Origin of the sequence: Amycolatopsis rubida (assembly GCF_900115345.1) — a bacterium.
Lineage (GTDB): Bacteria > Actinomycetota > Actinomycetes > Mycobacteriales > Pseudonocardiaceae > Amycolatopsis > Amycolatopsis rubida.
The window spans coordinates 30,320-56,629 of the sequence record NZ_FOWC01000014.1; the positions used below are offsets into that span (position 1 = coordinate 30,320).

23 protein-coding genes and 1 pseudogene are annotated in these 26,310 nt (G+C 69.9%); 14 read left to right on the forward strand and 10 right to left on the reverse strand.

The window, feature by feature from the left end; all coding sequences use genetic code 11:
• Positions 1-547 precede the first annotated feature (547 nt).
• From BM362_RS36300 to BM362_RS36315, 4 genes are all read left to right on the forward strand, one after another.
• Positions 548-1,978, forward strand: a complete 1,431-nt coding sequence (locus BM362_RS36300) for an amino acid permease (RefSeq protein ID WP_244287400.1) — start codon at positions 548-550, stop codon at positions 1,976-1,978.
• On the forward strand, positions 1,975-2,751 hold the full coding sequence (locus tag BM362_RS36305; protein ID WP_093576222.1) for a carbon-nitrogen hydrolase family protein: 777 nt from the start codon (positions 1,975-1,977) through the stop codon (positions 2,749-2,751). Before BM362_RS36300 ends, BM362_RS36305 begins: the two co-directional genes overlap by 4 nt.
• The gene (locus BM362_RS36310; RefSeq protein WP_093576223.1) at positions 2,748-4,442 is read left to right on the forward strand and encodes a flavin monoamine oxidase family protein; all 1,695 of its coding nucleotides are present in this window, start codon (positions 2,748-2,750) and stop codon (positions 4,440-4,442) included. Before BM362_RS36305 ends, BM362_RS36310 begins: the two co-directional genes overlap by 4 nt.
• Positions 4,443-4,549: 107 nt before the next feature.
• A complete protein-coding gene (locus tag BM362_RS36315) occupies positions 4,550-5,179 on the forward strand; it encodes a TetR/AcrR family transcriptional regulator (RefSeq protein WP_067582875.1) in 630 nt (209 codons plus the stop codon).
• Between the two features lie 204 nt (positions 5,180-5,383).
• Here BM362_RS36315 and BM362_RS36320 read toward each other — a convergent pair whose 3' ends face one another.
• Entirely contained in the window at positions 5,384-6,094 is a 711-nt protein-coding gene (locus BM362_RS36320; protein ID WP_067582873.1) for a TetR/AcrR family transcriptional regulator, read from the reverse strand.
• Between the two features lie 69 nt (positions 6,095-6,163).
• On the opposite strand from BM362_RS36320, the gene BM362_RS36325 reads away from it, so the two are divergent.
• From BM362_RS36325 to BM362_RS36335, 3 genes are all read left to right on the forward strand, one after another.
• On the forward strand, positions 6,164-7,030 hold the full coding sequence (locus tag BM362_RS36325) for an alpha/beta fold hydrolase (RefSeq protein WP_093576224.1): 867 nt from the start codon (positions 6,164-6,166) through the stop codon (positions 7,028-7,030).
• 92 nt (positions 7,031-7,122) lie between these two features.
• Complete coding sequence (locus BM362_RS36330) at positions 7,123-7,539, forward strand: hypothetical protein (RefSeq protein ID WP_093576225.1); 417 nt, start codon at positions 7,123-7,125, stop codon at positions 7,537-7,539.
• A 71-nt stretch (positions 7,540-7,610) separates the two neighbouring features.
• Complete coding sequence (locus BM362_RS36335) at positions 7,611-7,796, forward strand: DUF5302 domain-containing protein (protein ID WP_093576226.1); 186 nt, start codon at positions 7,611-7,613, stop codon at positions 7,794-7,796.
• A 128-nt stretch (positions 7,797-7,924) separates the two neighbouring features.
• Here the strand turns inward: BM362_RS36335 and BM362_RS36340 are convergent.
• The 4 genes and pseudogenes from BM362_RS36340 to BM362_RS36355 all read right to left on the reverse strand — a co-directional run bounded on the left by BM362_RS36340 (position 7,925) and on the right by BM362_RS36355 (position 11,916).
• A pseudogene (locus BM362_RS36340) lies at positions 7,925-8,999 on the reverse strand (Glu/Leu/Phe/Val family dehydrogenase).
• Positions 9,000-9,146: 147 nt separating this feature from the next.
• Positions 9,147-10,346 (reverse strand): kynureninase, encoded by a 1,200-nt coding sequence (locus BM362_RS36345; protein WP_093576331.1) that lies wholly within the window; start codon positions 10,344-10,346, stop codon positions 9,147-9,149.
• Entirely contained in the window at positions 10,343-11,134 is a 792-nt protein-coding gene (locus BM362_RS36350) for a tryptophan 2,3-dioxygenase (protein ID WP_067582861.1), read from the reverse strand. Before BM362_RS36350 ends, BM362_RS36345 begins: the two co-directional genes overlap by 4 nt.
• Positions 11,135-11,142: 8 nt before the next feature.
• Positions 11,143-11,916, reverse strand: coding sequence for a PaaX family transcriptional regulator (locus tag BM362_RS36355; RefSeq protein ID WP_067582858.1), 774 nt, complete (start codon positions 11,914-11,916; stop codon positions 11,143-11,145).
• Positions 11,917-12,004: 88 nt separating this feature from the next.
• On the opposite strand from BM362_RS36355, the gene BM362_RS36360 reads away from it, so the two are divergent.
• From BM362_RS36360 to BM362_RS47870, 3 genes are all read left to right on the forward strand, one after another.
• Positions 12,005-12,709, forward strand: a complete 705-nt coding sequence (locus tag BM362_RS36360) for an SDR family NAD(P)-dependent oxidoreductase (protein ID WP_093576227.1) — start codon at positions 12,005-12,007, stop codon at positions 12,707-12,709.
• Positions 12,706-13,533, forward strand: coding sequence for an enoyl-CoA hydratase family protein (locus BM362_RS36365; protein ID WP_067582853.1), 828 nt, complete (start codon positions 12,706-12,708; stop codon positions 13,531-13,533). The genes BM362_RS36360 and BM362_RS36365 overlap by 4 nt, the downstream gene beginning before the upstream one ends.
• Positions 13,534-13,652: 119 nt before the next feature.
• Positions 13,653-13,823, forward strand: a complete 171-nt coding sequence (locus BM362_RS47870) for a hypothetical protein (RefSeq protein ID WP_157904946.1) — start codon at positions 13,653-13,655, stop codon at positions 13,821-13,823.
• 33 nt (positions 13,824-13,856) lie between these two features.
• On the opposite strand, the gene BM362_RS36370 is transcribed toward BM362_RS47870, so the two are convergent.
• The 3 genes from BM362_RS36370 to BM362_RS36380 are packed head-to-tail and all read right to left on the reverse strand — an operon-like array spanning position 13,857 to position 16,212.
• Complete coding sequence (locus tag BM362_RS36370; RefSeq protein ID WP_093576228.1) at positions 13,857-14,777, reverse strand: SMP-30/gluconolactonase/LRE family protein; 921 nt, start codon at positions 14,775-14,777, stop codon at positions 13,857-13,859.
• 9 nt (positions 14,778-14,786) lie between these two features.
• The gene (locus BM362_RS36375; RefSeq protein ID WP_067582850.1) at positions 14,787-15,443 is read right to left on the reverse strand and encodes a histidine phosphatase family protein; all 657 of its coding nucleotides are present in this window, start codon (positions 15,441-15,443) and stop codon (positions 14,787-14,789) included.
• A 13-nt stretch (positions 15,444-15,456) separates the two neighbouring features.
• Positions 15,457-16,212, reverse strand: a complete 756-nt coding sequence (locus tag BM362_RS36380; protein WP_093576229.1) for an SDR family oxidoreductase — start codon at positions 16,210-16,212, stop codon at positions 15,457-15,459.
• A 429-nt stretch (positions 16,213-16,641) separates the two neighbouring features.
• Between BM362_RS36380 and BM362_RS36385 the strand changes: the two genes are divergently transcribed.
• Positions 16,642-17,580 carry a hypothetical protein gene (locus BM362_RS36385; protein WP_067582844.1) on the forward strand — a complete coding sequence of 313 codons (939 nt, stop codon included), beginning with the start codon at positions 16,642-16,644 and terminating at the stop codon, positions 17,578-17,580.
• Entirely contained in the window at positions 17,577-18,266 is a 690-nt protein-coding gene (locus BM362_RS36390; RefSeq protein ID WP_244287401.1) for an ATP-binding cassette domain-containing protein, read from the forward strand. The genes BM362_RS36385 and BM362_RS36390 overlap by 4 nt, the downstream gene beginning before the upstream one ends.
• A gap of 6 nt (positions 18,267-18,272) precedes the next feature.
• Here BM362_RS36390 and BM362_RS36395 read toward each other — a convergent pair whose 3' ends face one another.
• A complete protein-coding gene (locus tag BM362_RS36395) occupies positions 18,273-19,907 on the reverse strand; it encodes an acyl-CoA synthetase (RefSeq protein WP_093576230.1) in 1,635 nt (544 codons plus the stop codon).
• A 253-nt stretch (positions 19,908-20,160) separates the two neighbouring features.
• Between BM362_RS36395 and BM362_RS36400 the strand changes: the two genes are divergently transcribed.
• Positions 20,161-21,855, forward strand: a complete 1,695-nt coding sequence (locus tag BM362_RS36400; protein WP_067583025.1) for a bifunctional 3'-5' exonuclease/DNA polymerase — start codon at positions 20,161-20,163, stop codon at positions 21,853-21,855.
• 152 nt (positions 21,856-22,007) lie between these two features.
• Complete coding sequence (locus tag BM362_RS36405; RefSeq protein ID WP_093576231.1) at positions 22,008-22,406, forward strand: hypothetical protein; 399 nt, start codon at positions 22,008-22,010, stop codon at positions 22,404-22,406.
• A 3-nt stretch (positions 22,407-22,409) separates the two neighbouring features.
• Here the strand turns inward: BM362_RS36405 and hrpA are convergent, their stop codons facing one another.
• Positions 22,410-26,285 (reverse strand): ATP-dependent RNA helicase HrpA, encoded by a 3,876-nt coding sequence (gene hrpA / locus BM362_RS36410; protein ID WP_093576232.1) that lies wholly within the window; start codon positions 26,283-26,285, stop codon positions 22,410-22,412.
• Positions 26,286-26,310: the final 25 nt, after the last annotated feature.

Sequence of the window (26,310 nt, forward strand, 5' to 3'; positions counted from 1 at the left end):
CCGCCCGCAACCGCCGCGACGGGCACCACCCCGCCATTCCTCCGGCCCCGCCCAGCACCCCGGCTCCTCCGCCCACCCAGCCCGCAACCGCCGCAACAGGCACCACCCCACCATTCCTCCGGCCCCGCCCAACACCCCGGCTCCTCCGCCCACCCAGCCCGCAACCGCCGCAACAGGCACCACCCCGCCATTCATCCAGCCCCGCCCAACACCCGCCCAGCTCGCAGCCGCCGCGACGGGCACCCGGCCTGCCCGGCGTCCGGCCAGGCCGGGTGCTCACCGCCCACCTACCTCGCCCTGACCTGCGCGAGCAAACCCGCCAGCACGAGTCCCCCACCCCGATCACTTAGAGTCAGAAACGGCCCGCAGGCCCACCCGCCGCAGGCGGCAACCCCGCAGAAACCAACCCCGAGAGCACAATGAATCACGCGTCACCGCCAGCAATCCACAACACATCTCGGTTTTCGGGGCAGTTTTCGATCGATACCGTGGCTCGAAGTCGGCCTGAGCGCAACCGGCGTCACCATCAATCGCTAGGAGCCGCCCGGTGAGCACCACCTCCAGTTCCGCGCGCGGGAGGCTCGGCACGGCCGTGCTGCGCCGCAAACCGGTCACCGATCTGGTGGCCGAGGCGGACCACGGTCCGCTCAAGCGGTCGCTCGGGCTCAGCCAGCTGACCATGCTCAGCATCGGGGCCACCCTGGGCAGCGGGATCTTCGTGGTGCTCGGCGAGGCGGTCCCGGTGGCCGGGCCAGCTGTCGTGGTTTCGTTCGTGCTGGCCGGGATCACCGCGTTGTTCTCGGCGCTTTCTTACGCCGAACTGGCGGGCATGATCCCGCTCTCCGGCTCCTCGTACTCCTACGCGTACGCGACGCTCGGCGAGCTGGTCGCCTGGGTGTGCGGCTGGTGCTTGGTGCTGGAGTACGGCGTCTCCGTCGCGTCAGTCGCGGTCGGGTGGGGGCAGTACGTCAACGAACTGCTGCACCTGGCGTTCGGCGTCACGTTGCCAGAAGCGCTCAGCGGACCTCCGGGCGACGGCGGGCTGGTCAACATTCCGGCCATTGTCGTGGTGCTGCTGGCGATGGTGCTGTTGCTGGCCGGCGCGAAGGAAAGCGCGCGGGCCAACGCGATCATGGTCGTGGTGAAGATCGGCACGCTGATCCTGTTCTGCGCCATCGCGTTCACCGCGGTCCGGGCGCAGAACTTCACCCCGTTCCTGCCGCTCGGGATGGCCGGAGTCAGCGCGGGCGGAGCGAAGTTGTTCTTCTCCTACATCGGGTTCGACGCCGCGTCCACCGCCGGCGAGGAGGCGCGCGACCCGCAGCGCGACCTGCCGCGCGCGATTCTGCTGTCGCTCGGCATCGTGACCGTTCTCTACTGCCTCGTCGCGTTCGCGGCGATCGGTGCGCTGCCCTGGCAGCAGTTCGGCGACAAGCAAGCCGCGCTGTCGCACGTGCTCGCCACGATCTCGAACAACCCGCTCTGGGCGATCCTGCTCGCGATCGGCGCGATCGTGGCGACCTCCAGCGTTGTGCTGACCGTCCTTTACGGACAGACGCGGATCCTCTTCGCCATGTCCCGCGACGGGCTCGTGCCGAAGTCGCTGTCCACCGTCCACGCGAAAACCGGCGTGCCGCGCACCAACACCTTCACGGTGTCCGGGTTCGTCGCGCTGCTCTCCGCGTTCATCCCGCTCGGCAAGCTCGCCGACGCCACCAGCATCGGGACGCTGTTCGCGTTCGGGCTGGTCAACGTCGCCGTGCTGCTCCTGCGCAAACGCCGCCCCGAGGCGCAGCGCACCTTCCGGGTGCCGTTCGCGCCGGTCACGCCGATCCTCGGGCTGGCCTGCTGCGCGTACATGATGTTCAGCCTCGACGGGGCGACCTGGGTCGTGTTCGGCGCGTGGATGCTGGTCGGGCTCGTCATCTACTTCGGCTACAGCGTCCGTCGTTCGCGGCTCGCGGAGGTCGTCCGATGATCGTCGCCGTTCACCAAGGTCCGTTCGACCGGCTGCCCGAAGCGATGGCCGCCGCCGCGGAGCGCGGTGCCGAGCTGATCGTGACCGCCGAGATGGGCACGACCGGTTACCACATCGGCGCGAAAGCCGTCGCGGAGCTGGCTGAACCGGCGGATGGGCCACGGGCGGCCGAGATAGGCGCGCTGGCCGCCAAGCACAAGCTCGCGGTGGTCTACGGCTATCCCGAGCGCGACGGCGAAGCCGTGTACAACTCGGCTCAATTGCTGTCCGCGCAAGGGGAACGGCTCGCGAACTATCGCAAGACGCATCTGTTCGGCGACCTCGACCGCGACCAGTTCTCGCCCGGCGACGATCCGGTGGTGCAAGCCGACTTCAAGGGTCTCCGCACCGGTCTGCTGATCTGTTACGACGTCGAGTTCCCCGAATTGGTCCGTGCGCACGCGCTCGCGGGCACGGACCTGCTGCTCGTGCCCACAGCGTTGATGCGGCCGTACGAGCGCATCGCCGACCTGCTCGTTCCGGTTCGTGCCCACGAAAACCAGCTGTACGTCGTGTACGCGAACCGCTGCGACACCGAAGGCGAGCTGACCTACTGCGGACGCTCGACAGTCGCGTCGCCGGACGAAGTCGTCGCGAAGGCCGGGCCGGACGAAGAGCTGCTGTTCGCCGAACTCGACCCCGCTGTGCTCGCCCAGGCGCGAGCCGAAACCCCCTACCTGGCCGACCGACGGCCGTCGCTGTACCGCTCTCTCACCGAAGGACCCCGGGCATGACCTCCGCAGTTCCCGCCGCGATCCACGCCGAGGAACCCGCCGGCCAGCCGATCACCATGTTCGGCCCCGATTTCCCGTTCGCCTACGACGACTACCTCGCGCATCCGGCCGGACTCGGCAGCGTGCCGGAGCAGGCGCACGGCACCGAGGTCGCGGTGATCGGCGGCGGACTCTCCGGCATCGTGGCCGCCTACGAGCTGATGAAGCTCGGGCTGCGGCCGGTCGTGTACGAGATCGACCGCATCGGCGGGCGGCTGCGCACGCACCGCTTCCCCGGACTGCCCGACGACGTGGTCGCCGAGATGGGCGCGATGCGGTTCCCGCCGTCGTCGACGTCGCTGTTCCACTACATCGCCAAGGCCGGGCTGGAAACCACTCCGTTCCCGAACCCGCTTTCGCCCGCCACGCCGAGTACGGTCGTCGATCTCAAGGGTCGCAGCCATTACGCGCGTACGCCCGAAGATCTGCCCGGCGTGTACGGCGAAGTGGCGCAGGCGTGGCAGCGCACGCTCGATGAGCACGCTTCGTTCGCCGAGATGCAGACCGCGATCCGCAATCGCGACGTCGCGACGGTCAAAAAGATCTGGAACGAGCTGGTGCCCCGGCTCGACAACCAGACCTTCTACGGATTCCTGTGCGATTCCCCGGCGTTTTCCTCGTTTCAGCATCGAGAGATCTTCGGTCAGGTCGGATTCGGCACTGGCGGCTGGGACACCGACTTCCCGAACTCGATTCTCGAAATCCTCCGGGTGGTCTATACCGGCGCGGACGACGAGCACCGCAGCATCGTCGGCGGCAGCGGGCAGCTTCCGAAACGGCTGTGGGAGCACGTCCCGGAGAAGCTCGCGCACTGGCCGTCCGGCACGAATCTGGCTTCCCTGCACGAAAACGGCGTGCCGCGGCCGGGGGTCACGCGGCTGCACCGCACCGCGCCGAACAACATCACCGTCACCGACGCCTCCGGCCATATCCGCACGTTCGGCGCCGCGGTGTTCACCGCGCAGAGCTGGATGCTGCTGTCGAAGATCGAATGCGACGAGGCGCTCTTCCCGATCGACCACTGGACGGCCATCGAGCGCACCCACTACATGGCCTCCTCCAAGGTGTTCGTGCCGGTCGACCGCCCGTTCTGGCTCGATGCCGACCCGGCCACCGGCCGCGACACGATGAGCATGACGCTGACCGACCGGATGCCGCGCGGCACCTACCTGCTCGGCGACGACCCGGACCGGCCCGCGGTGATCTGCCTGTCCTACACGTGGGCCGACGATTCGCTGAAGTGGCTTCCGCTTTCGGTGTCCGACCGCGTCGAGGTGATGCTGCAGTCCCTGCGCGAGATCTACCCCGTGCTCGACGTGCGGCGGCACATCGTGGGCGACCCGGTGACGGTGTCGTGGGAGGCCGAACCGCATTTCATGGGCGCGTTCAAGGCGAACCTGCCCGGGCATTACCGGTACCAGCACCGGCTTTTCACCCACTTCGTGCAGGATTCACTGCCCGAGCGCTACCGCGGTTTGTTCCTCGCGGGCGACGACATTTCGTGGACCGCGGGCTGGGCCGAGGGCGCGGTGCAGACCGCGCTCAACGCGGTGTGGGGCGTGCAGCGGCACTTCGGCGGCGCGAGCGATCCGGCGAATCCCGGTCCTGGCGACCGTTTCGCGGACCTCGCGCCGATCGCGCTTCCGGACTGACCAAAAGACGTCAACCCATACCGCGCGGTAGCAGCCGAACGTGTTTCCGCCGCGACATTCCGCGCGGTTGATCCGCCGTGCTGAACCGATCATGCCAAACTGATGCCATGAGCACCGATCCGGCGCCGAAGTGGCGGCGACTCGAACCGGACGAACGCAAAGAGCAGATCTACGCCTGTGCGGCGCGGCTGTTCGGCGAACGACCGTATTCGGAAGTGTCCACTTCGGACATCGCGGCCGAGGCAGGCGTGGCCCGCGGACTGATCAATCATTATTTCGGAACAAAAAGGGAGTTGTACCTCGAAATCGTTCGGCGCGCGCTTACCGTGCCACGGATTGCGGTGCAGATTTTGCCGGATGGCCCGCTGGAAGTACGCGCGGACGCCGCCATCGACTGGCTGCTCGACATGGTGCGCGGGCAGGAGAAGCTGTGGCTCGCCGCGATCGCGCCGGAGGGCATCGGCCGCGATCCGGAGGTGGACCGGATCGTCGCCGAGGCCGACCGCGCGTCGGCCGACCGCGTCCTGGAAGCGGTCGGGCTGTCCCGCGACAGCGCGCACGGCGAGGAACTGAACGCCGCGGTGCGCGCGTTCGCCGGCATGGTGAAGGCGGCGGGCCGCGAATGGCTCGTGCACCGCTCGCTGGACCGGCACCAGGTGCACACGCTGCTGACCATGTCGCTCGTGACCGTGGTCGGCCAGGTCTTCCCCGCGATCCAGCATCCGCCCCAGCACTGACGTACCGGAAGGAGAACCCCCGGCACCACGAGGGGGGAGGAAAGTGCCGGGGGCCCCTTCCGGAGGCAAGGCCCCCGGTAGCTGTCCAGGCTACGCCGGGGAGGCATCGAATCGGTGTCGGTCGGCGCGGCGACCGCCCGACTTTTCACTACGACCACGCGGACGGCCCAGCGCGGACGCCCCGGCCGGGCAATTTCGCGAATTTCAGCCGCGCGATCGGGCCAATCGGCACGTGAGCCCGTCCAGGCAGCTGCGGATCGCCAAGTCGAACAGCCGCGGATGGTGACCGGCCGCGGCTGCCGGGTCGGCGAGCAGCTCCCGCATCGCGCGGCCGTGCGCGGCCATGCCGGGCAGGTCCGCGCGGTCGTGGTAGGAGGCGTACTCCTCGGTGTTGTCCAGGCGCAGCCCGAGGCCGCAGTCCCGGTCGTCCTCCAGTGCGACGTACTGGCACGCGGTGGTGGTGAGCATCGTGTAGGCAAGCGCGCTCTCGTCGCCGAATCCCGCGTCCAGCAGCATCCGCACGCCGCGGTCCAGCGTAGGCGTTGCCGCGGCCACCGACGGGCCGAACGACGCCATCCGGCGCGCCGTGCCCGGGTGCTTGCGCAGCACCTCGCGCAGGCCGGTCAGCAGTTCGACGAACCACTCCTGCCATTCCAGCTTTTCGTCGGGCAGTCGCAGCTGTCCGACGACGCGGTCGAGCACCGCGCAGACGACCGCGTCGCGGTCCCCGACGTGGTAGTAGACGACCGCCGGGTACGCCCCGATCGCGGCGGCCAGCTGCCGCAGCGTCCAGTTCTCCAGACCGCGTTCGACGGTGAGTTTCACCGCCGCGTCGATCACCTTCTTCGCGGTGACCGCGGGCAGCCCGGCGGCGGAACGGGACCGGGCGCGCTGTCCGGCACGCGAAGTCGGCATGGCGTGCACCGTAACCGGCGGCCGGCCGGCTCGGCCACACGCGGTTCCACGCTGCGGCATGATCGGGGCATGCCACGCGCACAGGCCAACGGCCTCGAACTCGAGTACGACACGTTCGGCGATCCGGCCGCGCCGCCGATCGTGCTGGTGATGGGACTCGGCGCCCAGATGATCACCTGGGAAGAGGGCTTCTGCGAGCTGCTCGCGAGCCGCGGCTTCCACGTCGTGCGCTTCGACAACCGCGACGCGGGCCTGTCCACCTGGTTCGACGAACTGGGCGCGCCGGACCTCGCCGGGATCGTGGCGGGCACGGCCCCGGCGCCGTACCTGCTCTCGGACCTCGCGGACGACATCGTCGGGCTGTTCGACGCGCTCGGTTTCGCGAAGGCGCACGTCGTCGGCGCTTCGATGGGCGGAATGGTCGCGCAGCAGCTCGCGATCGACCACCCGGACCGGCTGCTGAGCCTGACGTCGATCATGTCGACGACCGGCGACCAGTCGGTCGGCCAGGTCTCGCCCGCCGCGCTGGCGACGCTCACCAAGCCGGCCCCGGAAACGCGCGAGGAGCAGATCGAACAGAGCGTCGCGAACTACCGCGTGACCGGGTCGCCGGGCTATCCCGCCACCGAGGAATACCTGCGGCGCAGGGCGACCCGGAGCTACGACCGAGCCAGGCACCCTGTCGGGATGCAGCGGCAGGCCGCCGCCGTCGTCGCGTCGGGCGATCGTACTGAACGACTGCACGACGTCCGGGTGCCGGCCGTCGTCCTGCACGGCGACTCCGACGTGATGATCGACGTCAGCGGCGGGAAAGCCACTGCGGCGGCGATCCCGGACGCGGAGCTGGTCATCGTCGCGGGCATGGGGCACGACCTGCCGGAGCCGTTGTGGCCGGAGATCGTGGCCGCGATCGTCCGCGCGGCTGCCCGCGCCTGACGAGGTCAAGAAGCCGTCAATAACGGAGGCCGGGGCGTACGGAACCCGTCCGCGGGTCCTGCTTCGCGCGCCCGCGCGGGCTGCCATGGGGCATGGGTACTGAAGAACGGCTGGCTGGCGGATTCGGTTTCCCGCTCGGCTGTGTGGCGGTGGTGGCGGCTGTGATCGCGGCGAAGCTCGCTTCCGCGCATCCCGGCTATGCCGTGGTGGCCGTAGCGCTCGCGGTCGGTGCAGTGGCAGTGATCACCACTCCCCTCGCGGCGGGCGGGGTGACGGCGGTGGGCTGGTCGGTGCTTTCCGGTTTCGGCTACGGCCGGGCCGGGACTCTGGTTTTCACCGCGGCGACCGGCTGGGTCGCGGTGATCTTGGCTGGTGCGGCGGGGTTCGGGCTCGTTGCCGGTGCCGGATGGCGCGCGGTTCGACGGGATCGTCCGGTGATCGCGGAGGCTGTCGTGCCGGTGCCGCGACGGGCGGTCGAATCGGGCCACCGCCGGGTGGCGTCACTCTGAAATGGCTCGCCAAGGTGCGTGAAGGGCGCCAGGCTGGCGGGGTATCACGTCGTCACCTTCGGAGGTCAGCCATGAGTGAAGCGCAACCGGCACCCAGCGACGGGGAGGGCGACGTCAAGCGGAAGTTCCGCGAGGCGCTGGAGCGGAAGCAGGCCAAGGCGCGGGACGGGGCCGCGCACGAGAACGGCGGGCAGCAGAGTCAGCACGCGCACGGGCCCGCGGCGAACAAGCGGACGTTCCGGCGGAAGAGCGGCTGATCGCCGCGTCCAGGGGCGTGGGGCACCCCGAAGCTTGAGTGCGCTGGCTGCGGTCACCGGGGCGGTCGTGAGGGGAACCCTCAGGGAATCCGGTTCTGTCAGGGTTCCCCTCACCGACCTCGGCGGAGCTACACCGTGAGGATGGAGCGGAGGCGGCCGACGTCGGCCATCCGGCGTTCGGCCAGGCGGTCGGCAGCGGCGGCGGGGGGGTACGCCGTCGGCCTTCGCCAAGTCGTACACCGCCTTCGTGGTGTCGAAGATGGCCGCCGTCTTGCGCTGGGCGCGGGCGAAGTCGAAGCCGTGGCGTTCGTCGTCCACCTGGATCACGCCGCCCGCGTTCACCAGATAATCGGGGGCGAACAGGATGCCGCGGTCGTCCAAGAGCTTGTCGACGCCGGGGTGGGCGAGCTGGTTGTTCGCCGCGCCGCACACGATCCGCGTGCGCAGAGCGGCTACTGTCTCGTCGGTGAGCACGCCGCCCATCGCGCAGGGGGCGAAGACGTCCAGTTCGGTGCCGATCATGGTGTCCACATCGGACACCACCTCGACCTCGGGGTGCGCCGCGCGGGTGCGTTCCACCGCGCTGGGCGCGACATCGGTGATCACCACGTGCGCGCCGGCCGCCACGAGATGGCCGACGAGGATGTGGCCGACCTTGCCGACCCCGGCGACGCCGACGCGGCGGCCGGTCAGTTCGGGCACGCCCCACACCTGGTCCGCGGACGCGCGCATTCCCTGGTACACGCCGAAAGCAGTGAGCACCGAGGAGTCGCCTGCGCCACCGTCCTCGGGGGAACGTCCGGTGACGTGCCGGGTCTCGCGGGCGACCACGTCCATGTCGCGCACGTACGTGCCCATGTCGCAGGCGGTGAGGTAGCGGCCGCCGAGCGATTCCACGAAGCGGCCGTACGCGCGGAGAAGCGCTTCGGACTTCAGCGTGTTCGGGTCGCCGATGATGACGGCTTTGCCGCCGCCGAGGTCGAGGCCGGCGAGTGCGTTCTTGTACGCCATTCCCTTGGAGAGCGCGAGAACGTCGTCGAGTGCGGCGTCCTCAGTGGCGTAGGGGTAGAACCGGGTGCCGCCGAGGGCCGGGCCCAGAGCGGTGGAGTAGATGCCGATGATGGCTTTCAGCCCGCTGGCCTCGTCCTGGCAGAACACGACTTGCTCATGGCCGCTGTGCCGGCCGAACACGCCTTCGGTCACGGTGGTGACTCCTTTGTCTCCCACGCGGCTCGTGGCCGCGCGAATGTGTGAACGGTGCGCACCGGGGAACGGGGGTTGCCCGTCCCGCAGTGCACACCGTCAACCTACTTCGCCGTTCTCCGGGCCACCACCCGCGTCCCGGGAGCTTCACCCCAGATCCGCGACAGCTTCCCGAAGGGTGGAAATCGCGGTCTCAAGCTGTTCATCCGACAGGTACGGCGCGGGTCCGAACCGGAGGTATTGGCCCCGGCTGTCAGTCCGCACGCCGCGCGCGGCCAGGCGTTCGCACAGTCGCCCGGCGACCGGGCTGCGCAGCGAGAGGAAGCCGCCGATGCCGCCGAGCGGGGTCTCGCGATCGCGGGTGACGACGTCGTCCGGAAGGCCGAGACTGTCGAAGCAGCCGGCCAGCAGGCCGACCTGGTGCTGCGAAACCTCGCGCAGGAACTCGGCGGTGAGTCCTTGCTCGGCGAAGAATTGCTGCACTCGCACGCCGCGGTAGTGACTCGACGGGTCGTAGGTGGCTCCGGCGAACCGGTCGCCGCCGGGTGCGTATGCGACTTCGCCCGGCCGGCGTTCGTCGGCGAGGGCGCCGAATTCCGCGTACCAGCCGGTGATCACCGGGCGCAGCTCCTGTGCGTGCGCGGGCAGGCGCAGGAAGCAGTTGCCCTCGCCGAGCTGCAGGTACTTGTAGCCGCCGCCGAGCACCCACGCGTTGGTGAGGCCGAGGTCGTGCAACGGGAACGGGATCGCGCCGACCGCGTGGTAGGCGTCCACGACCAGCTCGGCCGAGCGGCTCCGGCAGGTTTCGGCGAGATGTGCGAGGCCCGGCACGATCCAGGAGGTCTCGAACAGCACCGCCGACGCGAGCACCGCGGCAGTGCGGTCGTCGACCTGCTCGGCGAGCCGCTCGGCCAGCGTCGCGACGGGCGCGGCGGGCACGCGGACGACCTCGACGCCCTCCTCGGCCAACCGGGCGAGCTGGCGGCGCAGAGTGTGGAATTCTCCGTCCGTGGTCACCAATCGCGGCCGTTGCCGCAGTTCGAGCGCGGACAGGAACCGCAGCACGAGTTCGTGCGTGTTCTGGCCGAGCGCGTAGTCGCCGTGCGGATCCGACAGCCACTGCCGGAACCCGTTCCGCAGCTCGCCGGCCTTCGCGAACGCCCGGCCCCACTTTTCGTCCACCTCCTCCGCGGCGTCGGCGAACGCTTCGCGCAGCCCCTCTTCGGCGACGTCCGGCCAGGCCTGGTGCGAATGCGCGGACAGCAGCAGCCGGTCGGCGACGCGGAACCGCGAATAGTGCGGAGCGAGCGCGTTTTCTTTGGCGCGCAAGGATTCCACTGTGATCACAACCGGCTCCGGACGGCCCACAGATCCGGGAACATCGGGGTGAACAGCGTGGTGCGCAGGTAGGTCGCGCCGGACGAACCGCCGGTGCCGGTCTTGTCGCCGATCGTGCGTTCGACCATCTTCACGTGCCGGTAGCGCCATTCCTGGAGGCCCTCGTCGAGGTCGACCAGCGCCTCGGCGAGCACCGACGGGCCGCCGTCGTCCTGGTAGACCTTCAGCAGCACTTCCTGCAGTTCCGGCGACGGCTCCAGCGGACGGGTCACGTCGCGGTCGGTGGCGACCGGGTAGCCCTGTCCGGACAGGTACGTCAGGAACGAGTCGAACACCGACGGACGGCGCATCGCGTCGGCGATCCGGGTGCGCTGCTCGCCGCCGTCCGGGTAGTGCGCGAAAACGCGCTCGTCGCGGCGGCCGAGCACCGCCTCCAGCTCGCGGAACTGGCCGGACTGGAAACCGCTCGACGCGTCGAGGCGGGCGCGGAAGCTGGTGAACTGGCTGGGCGTCATCGTCTCCAGCACGTCGATCTGCGCGACCACGACCTTCAGCACGGTCAGGATGCGGCGCAGTGTGCGGATCGAATGCGCGGTGTTGCCCGCCTCCAGGTTCTCTTGCAGGAACGCGGCCTCGTGCAGGATCTGCTTGAACCACAGCTCGTAGACCTGGTGGATGACGATGAACAGCAGTTCGTCGTGTTCGTCCGAGCGCGGGCGCTGGGCCGCGAGCACCTCGTCGAGGGCCAGGTAGGACGTGTAGCTGAGCGCGGCCTGGGTGTCGTCGGTTCCGGTCATCGGGTTCCTCATCTCGTGGACAGGGTTCGGTCGAAGTGGCGCTGAGCGGGTGGCGCGAGCGCCGAGTACAGGTCGTGGAACAGCTTGACCGCCGCGGCCCGGGTCTCCGGCGCGGGGATCAGCCCGGCCGGCAGCTCCGGGTCCAGCGACGGGAATTCGCGATAGGTGTGCACCAGGCGGGTGCGCACGGCGAATGCTTCCGGGTCGCTGAGATCGCGCGGGCAGTCGCCGAACTCCGCGACGAACGCGGCGTACCGGGCGGACAGTCCGTCCAGGTCCCAGGCCCGTCCGGCGAGCCGGCGCACGTCCAGTGCGGCGGACGGCGTGCCGAGCATCAGGCCGGCGTGTTCGGCGACTTCGAGTTCGGTGAGCAGCGCGAGCACCTCGGCCTCGCGGTCGTGCGGGGCGAGCCAGGTGCCGTCCTGGACCGGGCCGAATCCGAGGAAGCGCAGCCGCCGCACCAGCCGTTCGCGGGATTTGCGCCGGGTTTCCGGGATGTTCTGCCACAGCACGGTCCAGGTCCCGGCCGGTTCGTCCCGGCGGCCGAGACCGAAGATCCGCCGGTCGCCGTCGTCGAGCAGGGCGACCGTGCGCGACGTCAGCGAGTAGTGCACCAGCCTGCCCTCGCGATGGCGGGACAGCAGGCCGCGGCGCACCAGCCGGGTCAACGCGATCCGGGCCGCGCCGTCGGAGAACCCCAGCTCGTGCAGCAGCGCGACGAGCCCGCCGGACCACACGCGCCTGCTCTCGCGCGGGCGCACGTAGCTGCCCAGCAGCGTCATCACGAGCTCCTGGGGTGTGCGGGCGGGTTCGGTGTCGGGCACGACGCAACTCTATACACCCCAGCCCGCTGCGGTGTAGCTTTCGGGAGTGAGCAGTTTTTCCGACCGAGTCGTCGTGGTCACCGGCGGCACCCGCGGCATCGGCGCGGCCGTCGCCGAGCGGTTCCGCGACACCGGTGCGACCGTGCACTCGCCCGGCCGCGCCGATTGCGACGTGACCGACGAGGCCGCCGTCCGCGCGTACTTCGCCCAGCTCGGACCGGTCGACGTGCTGGTCAACAACGCGGGAGTGGCTTCGAGCGCACCGCTGGCGAAGACCGGGCTCGGCGACTGGCGCAGCCAGTTCGAGGTAAACGCGACCGGCGCGTTCCTGTGCACGCGCGAGGTGCTGCCGGGGATGCGCGAACGCGACTTCGGGCGAATCGTCACAGTCGCGTCGACCGCGGGTCTGGCTGGCGCGCGCTACACCTCGGGCTACACCGCGTCGAAGCACGCGGCCGTCGGGTTGATGCGCGCGGTGGCGGCGGAAGTGGCTGGCACTGGCGTCACGTCGAACGCGGTGTGCCCGTCGTTCGTGCGCACCGGCATGACCGCGACCTCGGTCGCCCGGATCCGCGAGCGCACCGGCCGCGACGAGGCCGGCGCGGAGGCCGCGCTCGCTGCCGCCTCCCCGATCGGACGGCTGCTCGAACCCGGCGAAATCGCGTACGCCGTGGAGTTCTTCGCCGCCCCGGAGGCGGCCGCGATCAACGGACAGACCCTCGTACTCGACGGTGGAGGAATCCAGAAATGAGCCCGTTCCGCGCCAGTGTCCCGCTTACGCGATCGTGGGAGCACTTCGAGTTCACGGTGGACGACGGGGTCGCGACGGTGACCTTCGACCGGCCGGAAAAACTCAATGCGCTCACCTTCGACGTCTACGCCGATCTGCGCGACCTCGTCGCCGAATTGCCGCACCGAGGCGACGTGCGGGTGCTCGTGCTGACCGGAAAGGGCCGCGGGTTCTGCTCGGGCGGCGACGTCGAGGAAATCATCGGCGAACTGCAGAAAATGGACACCGCGGAACTGCTCGAATTCACCCGGATGACCGGCGCGGTGGTGAAAGCGATGCGCGAGACGCCGATCCCGATCATCGCGGCGATCAACGGCGTCGCGGCCGGCGCCGGCTCGGTCCTCGCGCTGGCGAGCGATTTCCGGCTGCTGGCCGAATCGGCGAAGTTCGCGTTCCTGTTCACGAAGGTCGGCTTGGCGGGCGCGGACATGGGTTCGGCGTATCTGCTGCCGCGCCTGGTCGGCCTCGGCCGTGCGACGGAACTGCTGATGCTGGGCGACAAGCTTCCTGCCGCGCGCGCCGAAGCGATCGGACTGGCGAACCGCGTCGTGCCGGACGCCGAACTGGCCGACGAGGCCGCTGCACTGGCGCGAAGGCTCGCGGACGGTCCGGCGCTGGCGTACTCCACCACGAAGGTGCTGCTGACCCGCGAGCTCGACAGCGACCTGGGCAGCTCGATCGAACTGGAAGCCATCACCCAGGCGTTGCTGATGACTGCCAAGGACCACAAGGAGTTCTACGCCGCATGGGCCGCGGGACGCAGTCCACAGTGGACCGGTCGCTGAGCGGGCCCAGTCGTCACGGTTTTCCGGGCATTCCAGGTTGACCTCGCGGGGATAGCCGGTCGGCTGGCAGCCGTTGGCATGGATCCGGCGGGCCACCGCAGCCCCAGCATGGCACCCAGTTGCTCAGTGGTGACCTTCTCGTCGAGGATCTCCTGGACCTGCTGGAGAAGCCGAGCGATGACGCGGTCGAGGCGCGCCAGCTGGGCCGCGGTGCAGGAGCGGTAACCAGTGGCGGGGTCGGCGTCAGCCGGGCGAAGTCGCCGATGCTGAACATGACGCCTTCGAGTTGACTGCCTGACACGGTGTGAGAGTCAAGAAACTGGTCAAAGATCCGTGTAGGCGATCGCGTTCTCTTCCAGGGACCCGAACCACAACCGGCCGTGATACTCGCGGATGCCCACCAGCAGGTGGAATCCCGGGATCTCGCCGCGCAGTTCCCGCGCCACCGCGCCCTCCGGGGTGACCGCGACCGCGCCCACCCGGCGTTTCGGGGCGGGCTGCAGGGAATCCGGCAGCGCGCGCACCGCCGTCCGGAGCGCCGCGGGCAGGCGGCGCACGACGTCGAGGGCGCGGATGCGCGGGCTGGCCTCGGTGATCCAGATCAGCCCGTCCGAACCGGTCGCGATGTTGTCCGGGAAGCCCGGCAGGTCGTCGATCAGGATGTCGCGGTCGCCCGCGCGCGGGCCGGTCAGCCAGATCCGGCTGACCCGGCACGCGCCGGTTTCGGCGACCGCCGCGAAGGACTCGTCCGGCGGCAGCGCGACGCCGTTCGCGAACTGGAGACCGTCGGCGAGCAGGTCGATGCGGCCGTCCGGCGTGCGGCGCAGCAGCCGTCCGCCCGCGGTCTGTTCGATGAGGTCGTCGCGCCAGTTGTCGATGCCGAAGCGGCGCGAGGAATCCGTGAAGTAGACCGTTCCGTCGGCGGCGACCGCGGCGTTGTTGCAGAACACGAAGTCCAGCCCGGCACCCGACGTCGCGAGGGTCGTGGTCTCGCCGCCGGCCAGCGGCATGGTCAGCAGGCCGGAGCGGGCGTCGCAGATCAGCAGCTCGTCGTCGCCGTACAGCTCCAGCCCGAGCGGGCGGCCGCCGGTGTCGCCGATCTGGTCGATCCGCCGTCCGTCCGGCGAAACGCGCAGGATCCGGCCGTCGTCGACGCCGGTGTAGACCCGGCCCTCGGCGTCCACGACCACGTCTTCCGGACCGTGCCCGTTCACCGGCACGATCGTGACCTCACCGAACCGCACGCCGGCCTCCTACCGGTAGCTGAGCAGCCGCGCGTTCTCGCCTTCGAGATGCGGATGCTCGTTGAAGGACAACAGGTTCACGCCGCCGCGGCCGGAAGTCAGTTTCGTGATGCCGGTGTTCACGGTGACGCGGTTCAGCTTCAGCAGCCCAGGTCCTGGCGTGCCCAGCAACGATCCGGCGACCGCGCCCAGCACACCGCCGGAGGTGAACACGAGCCCGTTCTCGCCCTTGCCCAGCGAACCGGCCAGCTCGGCCAGCGCCGCCGTGCAGCGGCCGAGGAAAGCAGGCCAGCTTTCCGTGCACGGGCCGCTGTCGCCGGAGTCGACCCACTCGGTCAGCGCGGCGTCCAGCAACCGCTGGTACTCGCGCGAATCCTGTTGCGGCGCACCGCCCGCGTGGTGCGCGGCGATGTCGACATGGTCGTATTCGTTCCAGCGTTCGTCCTCGACCACCGGCACGTCGCAGCCGAGGGCCTTCAACGCCGTCGCCGCCGTGTCCCGCTGACGGGCCAGCGTTCCCGAGCGCACCTGCGCGAACTCGACGCCGCGCCGTTTCAGCTCCGCGCCGAGCACTGTGGACTGTTCGAACCCCAGCGGCGACAACGCGTCGTAATCCGCCGCCCCGAACGACGCCTGGCCGTGCCGGATCAGGTAAATCGCACCCATTTATGCCGTCCCGTCAGGAAAACATCCGCAGCAACCGGCCAGGAGCCAAGCGTACCGCGAGACTCAGCGGCACCCAGGGCCACGAAGGCACGTACGCGCGCTTCGGTTCCGCTTCGATCGCCTTGACCAGCGCGTGCGCACCGGCTTCGGCCGACACCATCAGCGGATTGCGTTTGGTCGAGCGAGCGGTCATCTCGGAGCTGATGTAGCCGGGCCGCACGTCGGTGACCGTGATGCCGTGGCTGCTCAGCTCAAGCCGCGCACCGTCGGCGAACGCGGAGATCCCGGCCTTCGACGCGGAGTACGCGGTGAGGTTCCGGGGAAAACCGCGCAGCGCCATGAACGACGAGATCACCGCGAGATGCCCGTCGCGCTGCTCGCGGAAGATGCCCGCCGCCGCCTCGATCTGGGCCACCGCGCCGACGAGATTGGTCTCAAGGGTCTGCCGGTTGGCGTCGAACCGGCCCGCGCCGACCGGCTGCCCCTTGCCGAGCCCGGCGTTGACGATCACGCGGTCGAGCCTGCCGAGTTCCGCCCGGAATTCCCCGAACACCTGGAAGACGCGGTCGTGGTCGGTGACGTCGAGCGCGCGCGTGCCGACGGTGATCCCCGGGTACGCGGCACGCAGCTGCGCGGCCAGGTCGTCGAGCCGGTCGGTGCGCCGGGCGCACAGCGCGAGATTGCGGCCGCGAGCGGCGAACTGCCGGGCCATTCCCTCGCCGAGACCGGAGCTGGCTCCGGTGATCAGGATGTTCTGCCGCAAGACCATGCCCGGAGCCTACCCGCTGGTAACCGCACCTGCGGCCCGTGTGACCCCGTCGAAGACCCGAGATGAAGCCGAAGGAGTTTCGCACTTGTCCCGGTGCCGCCCGGTGCGGCGGCAGCCATGCGGATCCGGCGCGGATGACCGGTGGCCCGGCCTCTGGGGGCATGCCGGGCCACCGGTTCCGGGCGCGGCCGCCGGCCGGGCGCGGGGCGCGGTCCGCGCTGCCGGGGCCGAGGCTCCGGACGCGCCGGGGGCGGCGCGTTCCATCCTGGCCATGGAAGCGCGACCGCGCAGGTCACGGCAATGGTTCCCAGTTGCCAGTACTAGCCCGTTCGTCCGAATGGCACGGCGGTACAACCTGGCCGGGCGGCTGCTACCGTGCCTGTGTCGGGCTCGGCACGGTCGGTTACCAGCGGGGGCGGGCGGCGGGACATGACGCAGCGGCATGCGGACCACGCCGGTCCGGACACCGACGGAGGTGCCCGGACCGCGTTCGCGAGCGCGCTGCGCGCCGCGATCGGAGCGAGCGGGCTTTCCCTGGACCGGATCCAGGCACGGCTGCGCGCGCGAGGCGCGACGGTCAGCGTCACCGCACTCAGCTACTGGCAATCGGGCAAACGCCAGCCGGAACGAGCCGGATCGCTCTCGGCGGTGCGGGTGCTGGAGGAAATCCTCGGCGTCCCCGACGGCGCGCTGCTCGGTTTGCTGCCGCCGCCCCGTCCGCGCGGCGCGAGCAGACGCGACCGGGCGGGCGAGGAACCGGTCACCTTCACCCGCGAGATCCTGCAGCCGCTGCTGGAACGCGTCGGCGCGCCCGACGCGCTGGACCAGCAGCACCAGCTGAAGCTGATCGGCCTGCACGACCGCTGTGACATCGCGGCCGACGGCGGCCAGCTCGCGGTCACCTCGCGCGCGGTGTTCCAGTCCGGTGCGGACGGTCAGGACCGCTGGCTGCTGGTGTACGCACAGGGTGACGCGACGGCGGTGCCCGACTTGCGGCCAGTGCGCAACTGCCGCGTCGGCCGCGCCGAAGTGGACGACGACCACGGCATCCTGGTGGCCGAACTGCTCTTCGACCGCGCGCTGGAACGCGGCGAGACGCACCTCATCGAATACACCCTGCGCAACTCGGGGCCGCCGTATCCGCAATGCCGGGCCACGCACTATCGGGAATTCCGCCGCCCGGTCCGCGAGTACCTGCTGGAGATCCGCTTCGACCCGATCGCGGTGCCCGCCCGGTGCTGGCAGTACGCGAACGCCACCGACGAAGCACCCGCACGGCGCCGGCTCCGGCTCGACAGCGGCAACGGCGTGCACGCGATCGCACTGGACTTCGGGCCGGGGATCTTCGGCATCGGCTGGGGTCCGTGAGCCTGGCAGCCGAGGCGCGGGAGCTGACCGTTCTGGTCGACACGCAGCGGTGGCGCGAGACGGTGCTGGACTCGGTGTGCCTCGCGGTGCCAGCGGGGCGGGTCACCGCGTTGCTCGGCGAATCCGGGTGCGGCAAATCCATGGTCGCGGCGGCGTTGACGGGCTCGCTTCCTTCGGTTGCGCGCAGCACCGGGGAGGTGCGCGTTCACGGCACCGTCGGCCTGGTGCCGCAGGCCGGGGCCACGGCGTTCGCCGCGGAGCGAACCGTCGGCGCGCAGCTGGACGAGCGTCAGCAGCTCTTTCGAGGCCGCAGCGTCGAGGACGCCTGCAAGGCAGCGATCTATCCCGTGGAGACGCTGGATCTCTTGCCGCATCAGCATTCCGGCGGGCAGATCCAGCGGGCCGCGCTCGCGGCGGCCTTGCTGTCCGAACCGGACTTGCTCGTGGTGGACGAACCCAGCGCCTCCCTCGACCGAGGCACCGCCTACGAGGTGTGGGCCAGCCTGCGCGCTTACGCCGGCACCGGTGCCGGCGTGCTGGCCATTACCCACGACGGCGCCCTGCTGACGGAGACCGGGGTCGCCGACGCGATGGTGTTCCTGCGCGACGGCCGTACCATCGCCGCCGGGTCCCCCGCCGAAATCCACGCCCTCGCAGATCCCTACGTGCGGGGCTTCTTCCCCTGACCGCGCTCAGCCCAGCTTGGTCCGCAACACCTTCCCGGTCGCGTTGCGCGGCAACTCGTCCAGGAACTCCACATCCCGCGGCACCTTGTAGCGCGCCAGATTCGCCTTCACGTACTCGCGCACGCCGTCCTCGTCGAGCGTCGAGCCCTCGGTCCGCACCACGAACGCCTTGAGCCGCGCGCCGAAGTCCTGGTCCTCGACTCCGACCACCGCCGCCTCAAGGACGTCATCACGCTCCACCAAGAGGTTCTCCACCTCGATCGGGAACACGTTCTCGCCGCCGGAGACGATCATTTCGTCGTCGCGGCCGTCGATGAACAGCAGGCCGTCCTCGTCGAAGTGGCCGACGTCGCCGCTGGAGAGCAGGCCGTCGATGATCTCCTTGTTGCGGCCGTCGGTGTAGCCGCCGAAGCTGAGCCCGCTGCCGACGAACACTCGCCCGGTCACGTGCGGCTCGGTGATCTTGGCGCCGCGTTCGTCGTACAGCGCGACGCGACAGCCGACCGGCGCACGGCCGACCGTGCCCGGCGCGCGTTTCCAGTCCTCCGGCGTCGCGACCGTCGCCACTGCGACTTCCGTGGAGCCGTACAGGTTGTGCACCACGTCGCCGAATTCCTCGTTCGCCCGGTTGCCGAGATCCGGCGAAAGGGCGGCCCCGGCGACGAAGACGATCCGCAGGCACGAGGTGTCGTAACGGTCGCGGACTTCCTTCGGCAGGTCGACGATCCGCTGCAGCATCGTCGGCACCAGCACGAGCGCGGTGCAGCGGTGCGCGGCGACGCCTTTCAGCGTGGCCTCCGGGTCGAACTTCCGGCGCATCACCACCGTGCAGCCGAGCGCGAAGCTGAGGATGAACTGCGACAGCCCGGTGCCGTGGAACAGCGGCGCGCCCAGGTAAGTCGCCTCGCCGGCGCGCAGCGGGATGCGGTCCAGGAACTGCGCCGACGCCAGCGGGGACGTGTGCGGGCGCGGCGCGCCCTTGGGGGTGCCGGTGGTGCCGCTGGTGAGCAGCACGAAGCCGCCGGGCTTGACGGGCGCGGGCAGCGGGCGGTCGTCGGTGCTGGCGATGACCTCGGCGAGCACCGGGATCTCGTGCCCGCCCGGTTCGTCCACCCAGGCCAGATAGCGGTCGACTTTGCCGGCGCTGTCGTCGATCGCGTCGAGCAGGCCGGTGAACTCCTGGTCGTAGACGAGCGCGGTGACGCCCTCGCGCTTGGCGACGTCGGCGAACTGCGGTGTGGCGAACCCGGTGTTCATCAGCAACAGCCGCGCGCCGAGCTTGCCCGAGGCGGCCATCGTGAGCACGAGCCCGCGGTGGTCGCGGCACAGCGCGGCGATCACCGAACCGGGCCCGAGTCCGCGCTGCGACCAGGCGCGGGCCAGCGCGTTGGACTGGTCGTCGAGCTGCTTGAAGGTGAGCGGGCCGAGGTCGTCGACGATCCCGACGGCCGTCGCGTCGCGCCGGGCCGCGATGTGGTTCGCGCCGGCGAACGGGCCGTACTTGCGGATCGCGACGAGGGACCGCAGGCCCTCGTCGAGCCGGGGAAACGGCACCAGCCCGGCGCGGCGCATCACCTCGACGCTGCGCACGGTCTCGGTCAGCTTGCCTGCCACCTGGCCGGCCAGCTCGGCCACACTCATCCGGGCACCTCCATTGCTGCGGCGGGAGCGCCCACGCCGACGGCCTCCGTACCGCCGGTATGGGAGTTACTCGACAGTAAAGCAAGGCCCGTCCGCGCACCAGTGCCCGGCCGGGGAGGAAATCTCCGGCACCGGTCACGGACCGTCCGTGACGGACCCCTTGAGGGAATCCGAGTCCGTCAAGGAGCCCTTCACGGACCGTCCCGGCACCCGGTGCGCGGAAATTGTCGGTGCCGGTCCGCACAATGTGACGGTGCAGGTGATCACCGGCCGGGAGGAGGACTCCGGCTACACGATCGAGGGCCCCTCGGGGACCCTCCGCGGGCTTTCGCGCGCCGACTGGGCCGACGAGGTGCGCCGGCTCGAGGCGGCCGAAAGCCCGCGCTGGGTGCTGCCCTCGGCCGAGGAGAGCTATCCCACGCTGATCGAGGCCGGCGTGCGGCTGGGCCGGTGCTACGACCTCTCGCTCGCCGAAGGACTGCTGCTCGCCTACGAGGGCAGGGAGGGCGAATCGCGCAGTTTGCGGGCAGCGTGGGCGCGGGCGAACGGGGAAGAACCGCCCGACGACGGCCCGGCCTTCGGCGAAGACGCGCAGCCGACCCTGTTCTCCCCGCGCGGCCCTGGCCTGCCGCCGGGAGTCACCGTCGTCGCCGCGGCCCGGCGGGTGCTGGCCGCCCAAGAGAAACGCATCGCCGCCACCGAGGCCCCCGCGCGGATGCGGCTGCTGCTCGCGGCCGAATCGGCCAGCGCGCTGGCCGCCGCGGAAATCTCCGCCGCCGGGCTGCCCTGGCGCGCCGACCGGCACCTGCAGTTGCTGGAAGAACGCCTGGGACCGCGCGTACCCGCTGGTCAACGCCCGAAAGCTCTCGTCGAGCTCGCCGCGAAAATCTCCGCGGCACTCGGCGGACGGCCCGTCAATCCCGACTCTTCGGCCAGCGTCGTCCGCGCACTGGCCAGGGAGGGCATCGAAGTCCCGGCGGCGCGGAAGTACCTGCTGCAGGACATCGACCATCCCGCGGTCGCGCCGCTGCTGGAGTACAAGGAACTGTCGCGGCTGCACTCGGCCAACGGCTGGGCGTGGCTGGACGAATGGGTCTCCGAGGGACGTTTCCGGCCGCACTACGTGGTCGGCGGCGTGGTGTCCGGCCGCTGGGCCACCAGGGGCGGCGGGGCGCTGCAGATCCCGCGCGCGCTGCGCTCGTGCGCGTCCGCGGATCCAGGCTGGAAACTCGTCGTCGCCGACGGGGCGCAACTGGAGCCGCGCGTCCTCACCGCCCTGTCCGGCGACCGCCGGCTGGCCGAAGTCGCCGCGGCCACCGATCTGTACGCCCGGCTGGCCGAAGCGCTGTTCTCCGGCACCCGCTACGTACCGCTCCGCCCCGGAGACACGCGAGACGACCGTTCCCGCGCGAAGATCGCCATGCTGTCCGCGATGTACGGCGGCACCTCCGGCGAGGCCGGTCCGCTGCTTGCGTTGCTGCGCCAGCGTTTCCCGGACGCAGTGTCCTATGTGGAACACGCCGCCGCGGCGGGCGAACGGGGCGAACGGGTCCGGTCGCGGCTGGGCCGTACTTCTCCGGCTCCGTCTGCCGCTTGGCGTGCCTTGACCGGCGGACTCACCGAGGACGAGGCGACGGAAACTCGCGCGCGGCGGGCATCGCGCAGCTGGGGACGGTTCACACGGAACTTCGTGGTGCAGGCGAGCGCGGCCGACCTGACGGCGGTCCTGCTGGCCACTTTGCGCGGCCGGCTGCCCGAACCGGCGCATCTGGTGTTCTTCCTGCACGACGAGGTGATCGTGCACGCGCCCGCGGAGCTGGCGGACGAGGTCGCGGCCATCGTGGAGTCGGCGATCCAGGAGGCGGCCCGGCTGGTCTTCGGGGAGGCGTGTCCGGTGCGATTTCCCATGGCCGCGAAATCGGTGGACAATTATGCGGAGGCGAAGTGATCAGCTGACTCAGCTTTCCCCTCAACCACCTGGGTGACGCCGGTAAATCCGTTTGGCGGAGCGCGGTGTTGCCGTCGGTGGTGCGCACCGCGGCGCATTCCACCGCAAAGGCGCTATCCATCAGGAGCCGATGATCAGTACCTTCGTGCTCCATGGCGGGGAGAAAAAGGAAGAAGAAAATCGGCAGCCTCTGGAGCTTTCTGGCTTTCATCGCGGTCATCGCTCTGTGGGCGGTCCCGGCGATCGGGCCGGGCGCCATCGCGATCCTGTCGGCTTTCGTAGTGCTGTACGGCCTCTTTCAGGCACCGACCTGGTGTTGCGCGCCTACCCGGGCAAACGAGTTCTGCCGCAACAACGCCAACGGAATCCTCCTCGGGTGCCATATCCGGCAGCACAAATGGCAGAAGCTCACGATGGCGTTCAAGCAGCAAGCACCGGCGAAAGCGCTCCGGAGAATGCTCGGCAACGTGAACGGAGTGGCGGCTTCGCTGTCCGCCGTCGCGGGCACGGTTTCAGCCAGCGCCGCCACCGTCACGCTCCTGGTGAAATGATCCTCAGGCGAGCGCCTCGTCCAACGCCTTAGTGATCCTCTTCAACGACACCGGACGCGCCGTCCCCAGTGTCTGCGCGAAGAAGCTCACCCGGAGCTCCTCGATCATCCACCGCACCTCTGCCAGCGCGGGCGACGAAGTCCCCGGCGGCAACGTGGCCACCGCGTCCTCGTACTCCTTCGTGATCCACGCGACGTCAGCCATCCGCTGCAGGTCCCGCGTCTGCTCCAGCGGCAGCTTCTCCAGCCGGCGCTCGATGCCGCGCAAGTACCGGACCACGTTCGGCAACCGATCGGCTCCGGTCTCCGTCACGAAGCCCTTGTGCACCAAACCGTCCAGCTGACGGCGGATGTCCGCCAGCGACTCGGCCGGGCCGCGGGTGTCAGCCAGGCGCGTTTCGACGTCGATGGCCGCCCGCAGGATCCGCTCGACCTCCGTCAGCACCTCCAGCACCTTCGGGTTCAACCCCGCCCGCACCTTCTCCAGCAGGGCGGCGAAACCCGCCTCGTCCCAGACCGGGCCTCCCGCTGCGGCCATCAGCGCGTCGACCGCGCAGTCGACGCAATCCTCCAGCAAGCCCGCGACACTGCCGTGCGGGTTGCGGTTCAGCACGAGCTTCGAGGAGTTCGACAGCGACCGCGTAATGAACTTCATCGGCGAGTTCAAGTTCAGCCGCAGCATCCGCCTCGTGCCGGACCACATCGCGTGGTGCTGTTCGGCAGGCGTGTCGAGCAGCCGAACGGCCACCGACGCGCCCTCGTCGACCAGCGCCGGATACGCCTTCACATCGTGGCCGCGCCGGGTCGACGCGAACACCTTCGGCAGCTCGCCGAACGACGGCTGCACCAGCCCGGCCTTCTCAATGCTGTTGGCAGCCTTGGAAATCGTCTCCCGCACCCGCGGCGCGAGACGGCGCTTCAGCTCGTCGAGGTCCTTGCCCTCGGCCACCCGCTTGCCGCGCTCGTCCACCACGCGGAAGGTGATCCGGAGGTGGTCCGGCACCGCCGAGAGGTCCCACGCCGAATGCGGGATGTCGATGCCGCGCATGGCGTGCAGCTCGTCGCCGAGGATGTCGGGCAGCGGACCGTCCGAAGGGGACATTCGCGTCAACGCGTCGGCAGCCGTGTCCGGAGCCGGGACGAAGTTGCGCCGCAACGCTTTCGGCAGCGACTTGATCAGCTGCGTCGCCAGTTCGCCGCGCAGTCCGGGCACCTGCCAGTCGAAACCGTCCGGCGTCACCTGGTTCAGCACCGGCAGCGGGATGTGCACGGTCACGCCGTCCGCGTCCGCGCCGGGTTCGAACTGGTAGGTCAGCTTGAAAACGTGCGTGCCCTGCGTCCACGAGTCCGGGTAGTCCGATTCACGGACCGCGCCCGCGATCTCGTTGATGAGCATGGACTTCTCGAACGACAGCAGGTCCGGCTCGGTTCGCCGCGTCTTCTTCCACCAGCTGTCGAAGTGCCGCACGGACACGATGTCCTCGGGCACGCGCGCGTCGTAGAACTCGTACAGCGTCTGGTCGTCCACCAGGATGTCGCGCCGGCGGGCGCGGTTCTCCAGGTCCTCGACCTCGTCCAGCAGCGCGCGGTTCTCGGCGAAGAACCGGTGGTTCGTGTGCCAGTCGCCCTCGACCAGCGCGTGCCGGATGAACATCGCGCGCGAGATCTCCGGGTCGATCCGGCCGTAGTTCACCCGCCGGTCGGCGACCAGCGGCACGCCGTACAGCGTCACCTTCTCGGTCGCCATCACCGCGCCCTGTTTGCGCTCCCAGTGCGGCTCCGAATACGAGCGCTTCACGACGTGCTGCGCGAGCGGTTCGACCCACTCCGGCTCGATCCGCGCGTTGACCCGGCCCCACAGCCGCGACGTCTCCACCAGCTCCGCCGACATCACCCAGCGCGGCTGCTTCTTGAACAGCGCCGAACCGGGGAACACCGAGAACCGGGCCCCGCGCGCGCCGAGGTAGTCGCCCTTCGCCGGGTCCTTGAGCCCGATGTGCGACAGCAGCCCGGAAATCAGCGCCGTGTGCACGTGCTGCGGTTCGGCGGGCGTGGTGGCGAGCGTGATGCCGAGCGGTTTGGCGAGCTGGCGCAGCTGGCCGAAGATGTCCTGCCACTCGCGGATCCGCAGGTAGTTCAGGTACTCGGTGCGGCACATCCGGCGGAACTGGTTGCCGGTCAGCGTCTTCTGCTGTTCGCTGACGTACTCCCACAGCTTGAGATAGGAGAGGAAGTCCGACGTCGGATCGGCGAACCGGGCGTGCTGCGCGTCGGCGGCCTGCTGTTTCTCCGCGGGCCGTTCGCGCGGGTCCTGAATGGACAGTGCGGCGGCGATGATCATCACCTCGCGCACGCAGCCGTTCTGCGCGGCCTCCAGCACCATCCGGCCCATCCGCGGGTCCACCGGCAGCAGCGCGAGCTTCCGGCCGACTTCGGTGAGCTTCGAGGAATCGCCGGTCTCGAACGCGCCGAGTTCCTGGAGCAGCTGCACGCCGTCAGTGACCTGGCGGCGGTCCGGCGGCTCGACGAACGGGAACGCGTTCATGTCGCCGAGGCCGAGCGAAGTCATCTGCAGGATGACCGACGCCAGGTTCGTCCGCAGGATCTCCGGATCGGTGAACTCCGGCCGCGATTCGAAGTCTTCCTCGGAGTACAGCCGGATGCAGATGCCGTCCGAGGTACGCCCGCACCGGCCCTTGCGCTGGTTCGCCGACGCCTGCGAAACCGCCTCGATCGGCAGCCGCTGCACCTTCGTGCGATGGCTGTAGCGCGAGATGCGCGCGGTGCCCGGGTCGATCACGTACTTGATCCCGGGCACGGTCAGCGACGTCTCGGCGACGTTCGTGGCCAGCACGACCCGCCGTCCGGTGTGCCGCTGGAACACGCGGTGCTGATCAGCCGCGGACAGCCGCGCGTACAGCGGCAGCACCTCGGTGTTCGGCAGCTCCAGCCGGTTCAGCACGTCCGCGGTGTCGCGGATTTCGCGTTCGCCGGAGAGGAACACGAGGATGTCGCCGGGGCCCTCGCCGGACAGCTCCCGCACCGCCTCGGCGATCGCCTGCGTCTGGTCGCGGTCCGGGTCGCCCTCGGGCTCGTCCGGGTCCGCCAGCGGGCGGTAGCGCACCTCGACCGGGTAAGTCCGGCCGGAGACCTCGACGATCGGCGCGTCGGCGAAATGCCGCGAGAACCGCTCCGGGTCGATGGTCGCCGAGGTGATGATCACCTTCAGGTCGGGACGGCGCGGCAGCAGCTGCTTGAGGTAGCCGAGGATGAAGTCGATGTTGAGACTGCGCTCGTGCGCCTCGTCGATGATCAGCGTGTCGTACTGGCGCAGCATCCGGTCAGTCTGGATCTCGGCCAGCAGAATGCCGTCGGTCATCAGCTTGACCAGGGTGTCCTGGCCGGACTGGTCGGTGAACCGGACCTTGTAGCCGACCGTGTCGCCCAGTTCGGTCTTCAGCTCGCTGGCGATCCGGTCGGCGACCGTGCGCGCGGCCAGCCGGCGCGGCTGGGTGTGCCCGATCTGCCCGCGCACGCCGCGGCCCAGCTCCAGGCAGATCTTCGGCAGCTGGGTGGTCTTGCCCGACCCGGTCTCCCCCGCGACGATCACCACCTGGTGATCACGGATCGCGTCGCCGATCTCATCCTTGAGCCTGCTGACCGGCAACTCGGCGGGGTACTCGATCTTCGGCACGCTTTCGCGGCGCTGCTGCACGCGCAGCAGCGCCGTTTCCACGTCGGCGGCGATGCGCTCGGCTGTCTGCTGCTTGTCGCGAGACCGGCGCGCGCCGTCGAGACGACGGCGGAGCCGGTGCTCGTCGCGCAGCATCAATTCGGGCAGCTGGGCGCGCAGCTCTGCGAAGGGGGCTGGAGTGGACATACTTGGACCAAGGATAGCCGTGCGT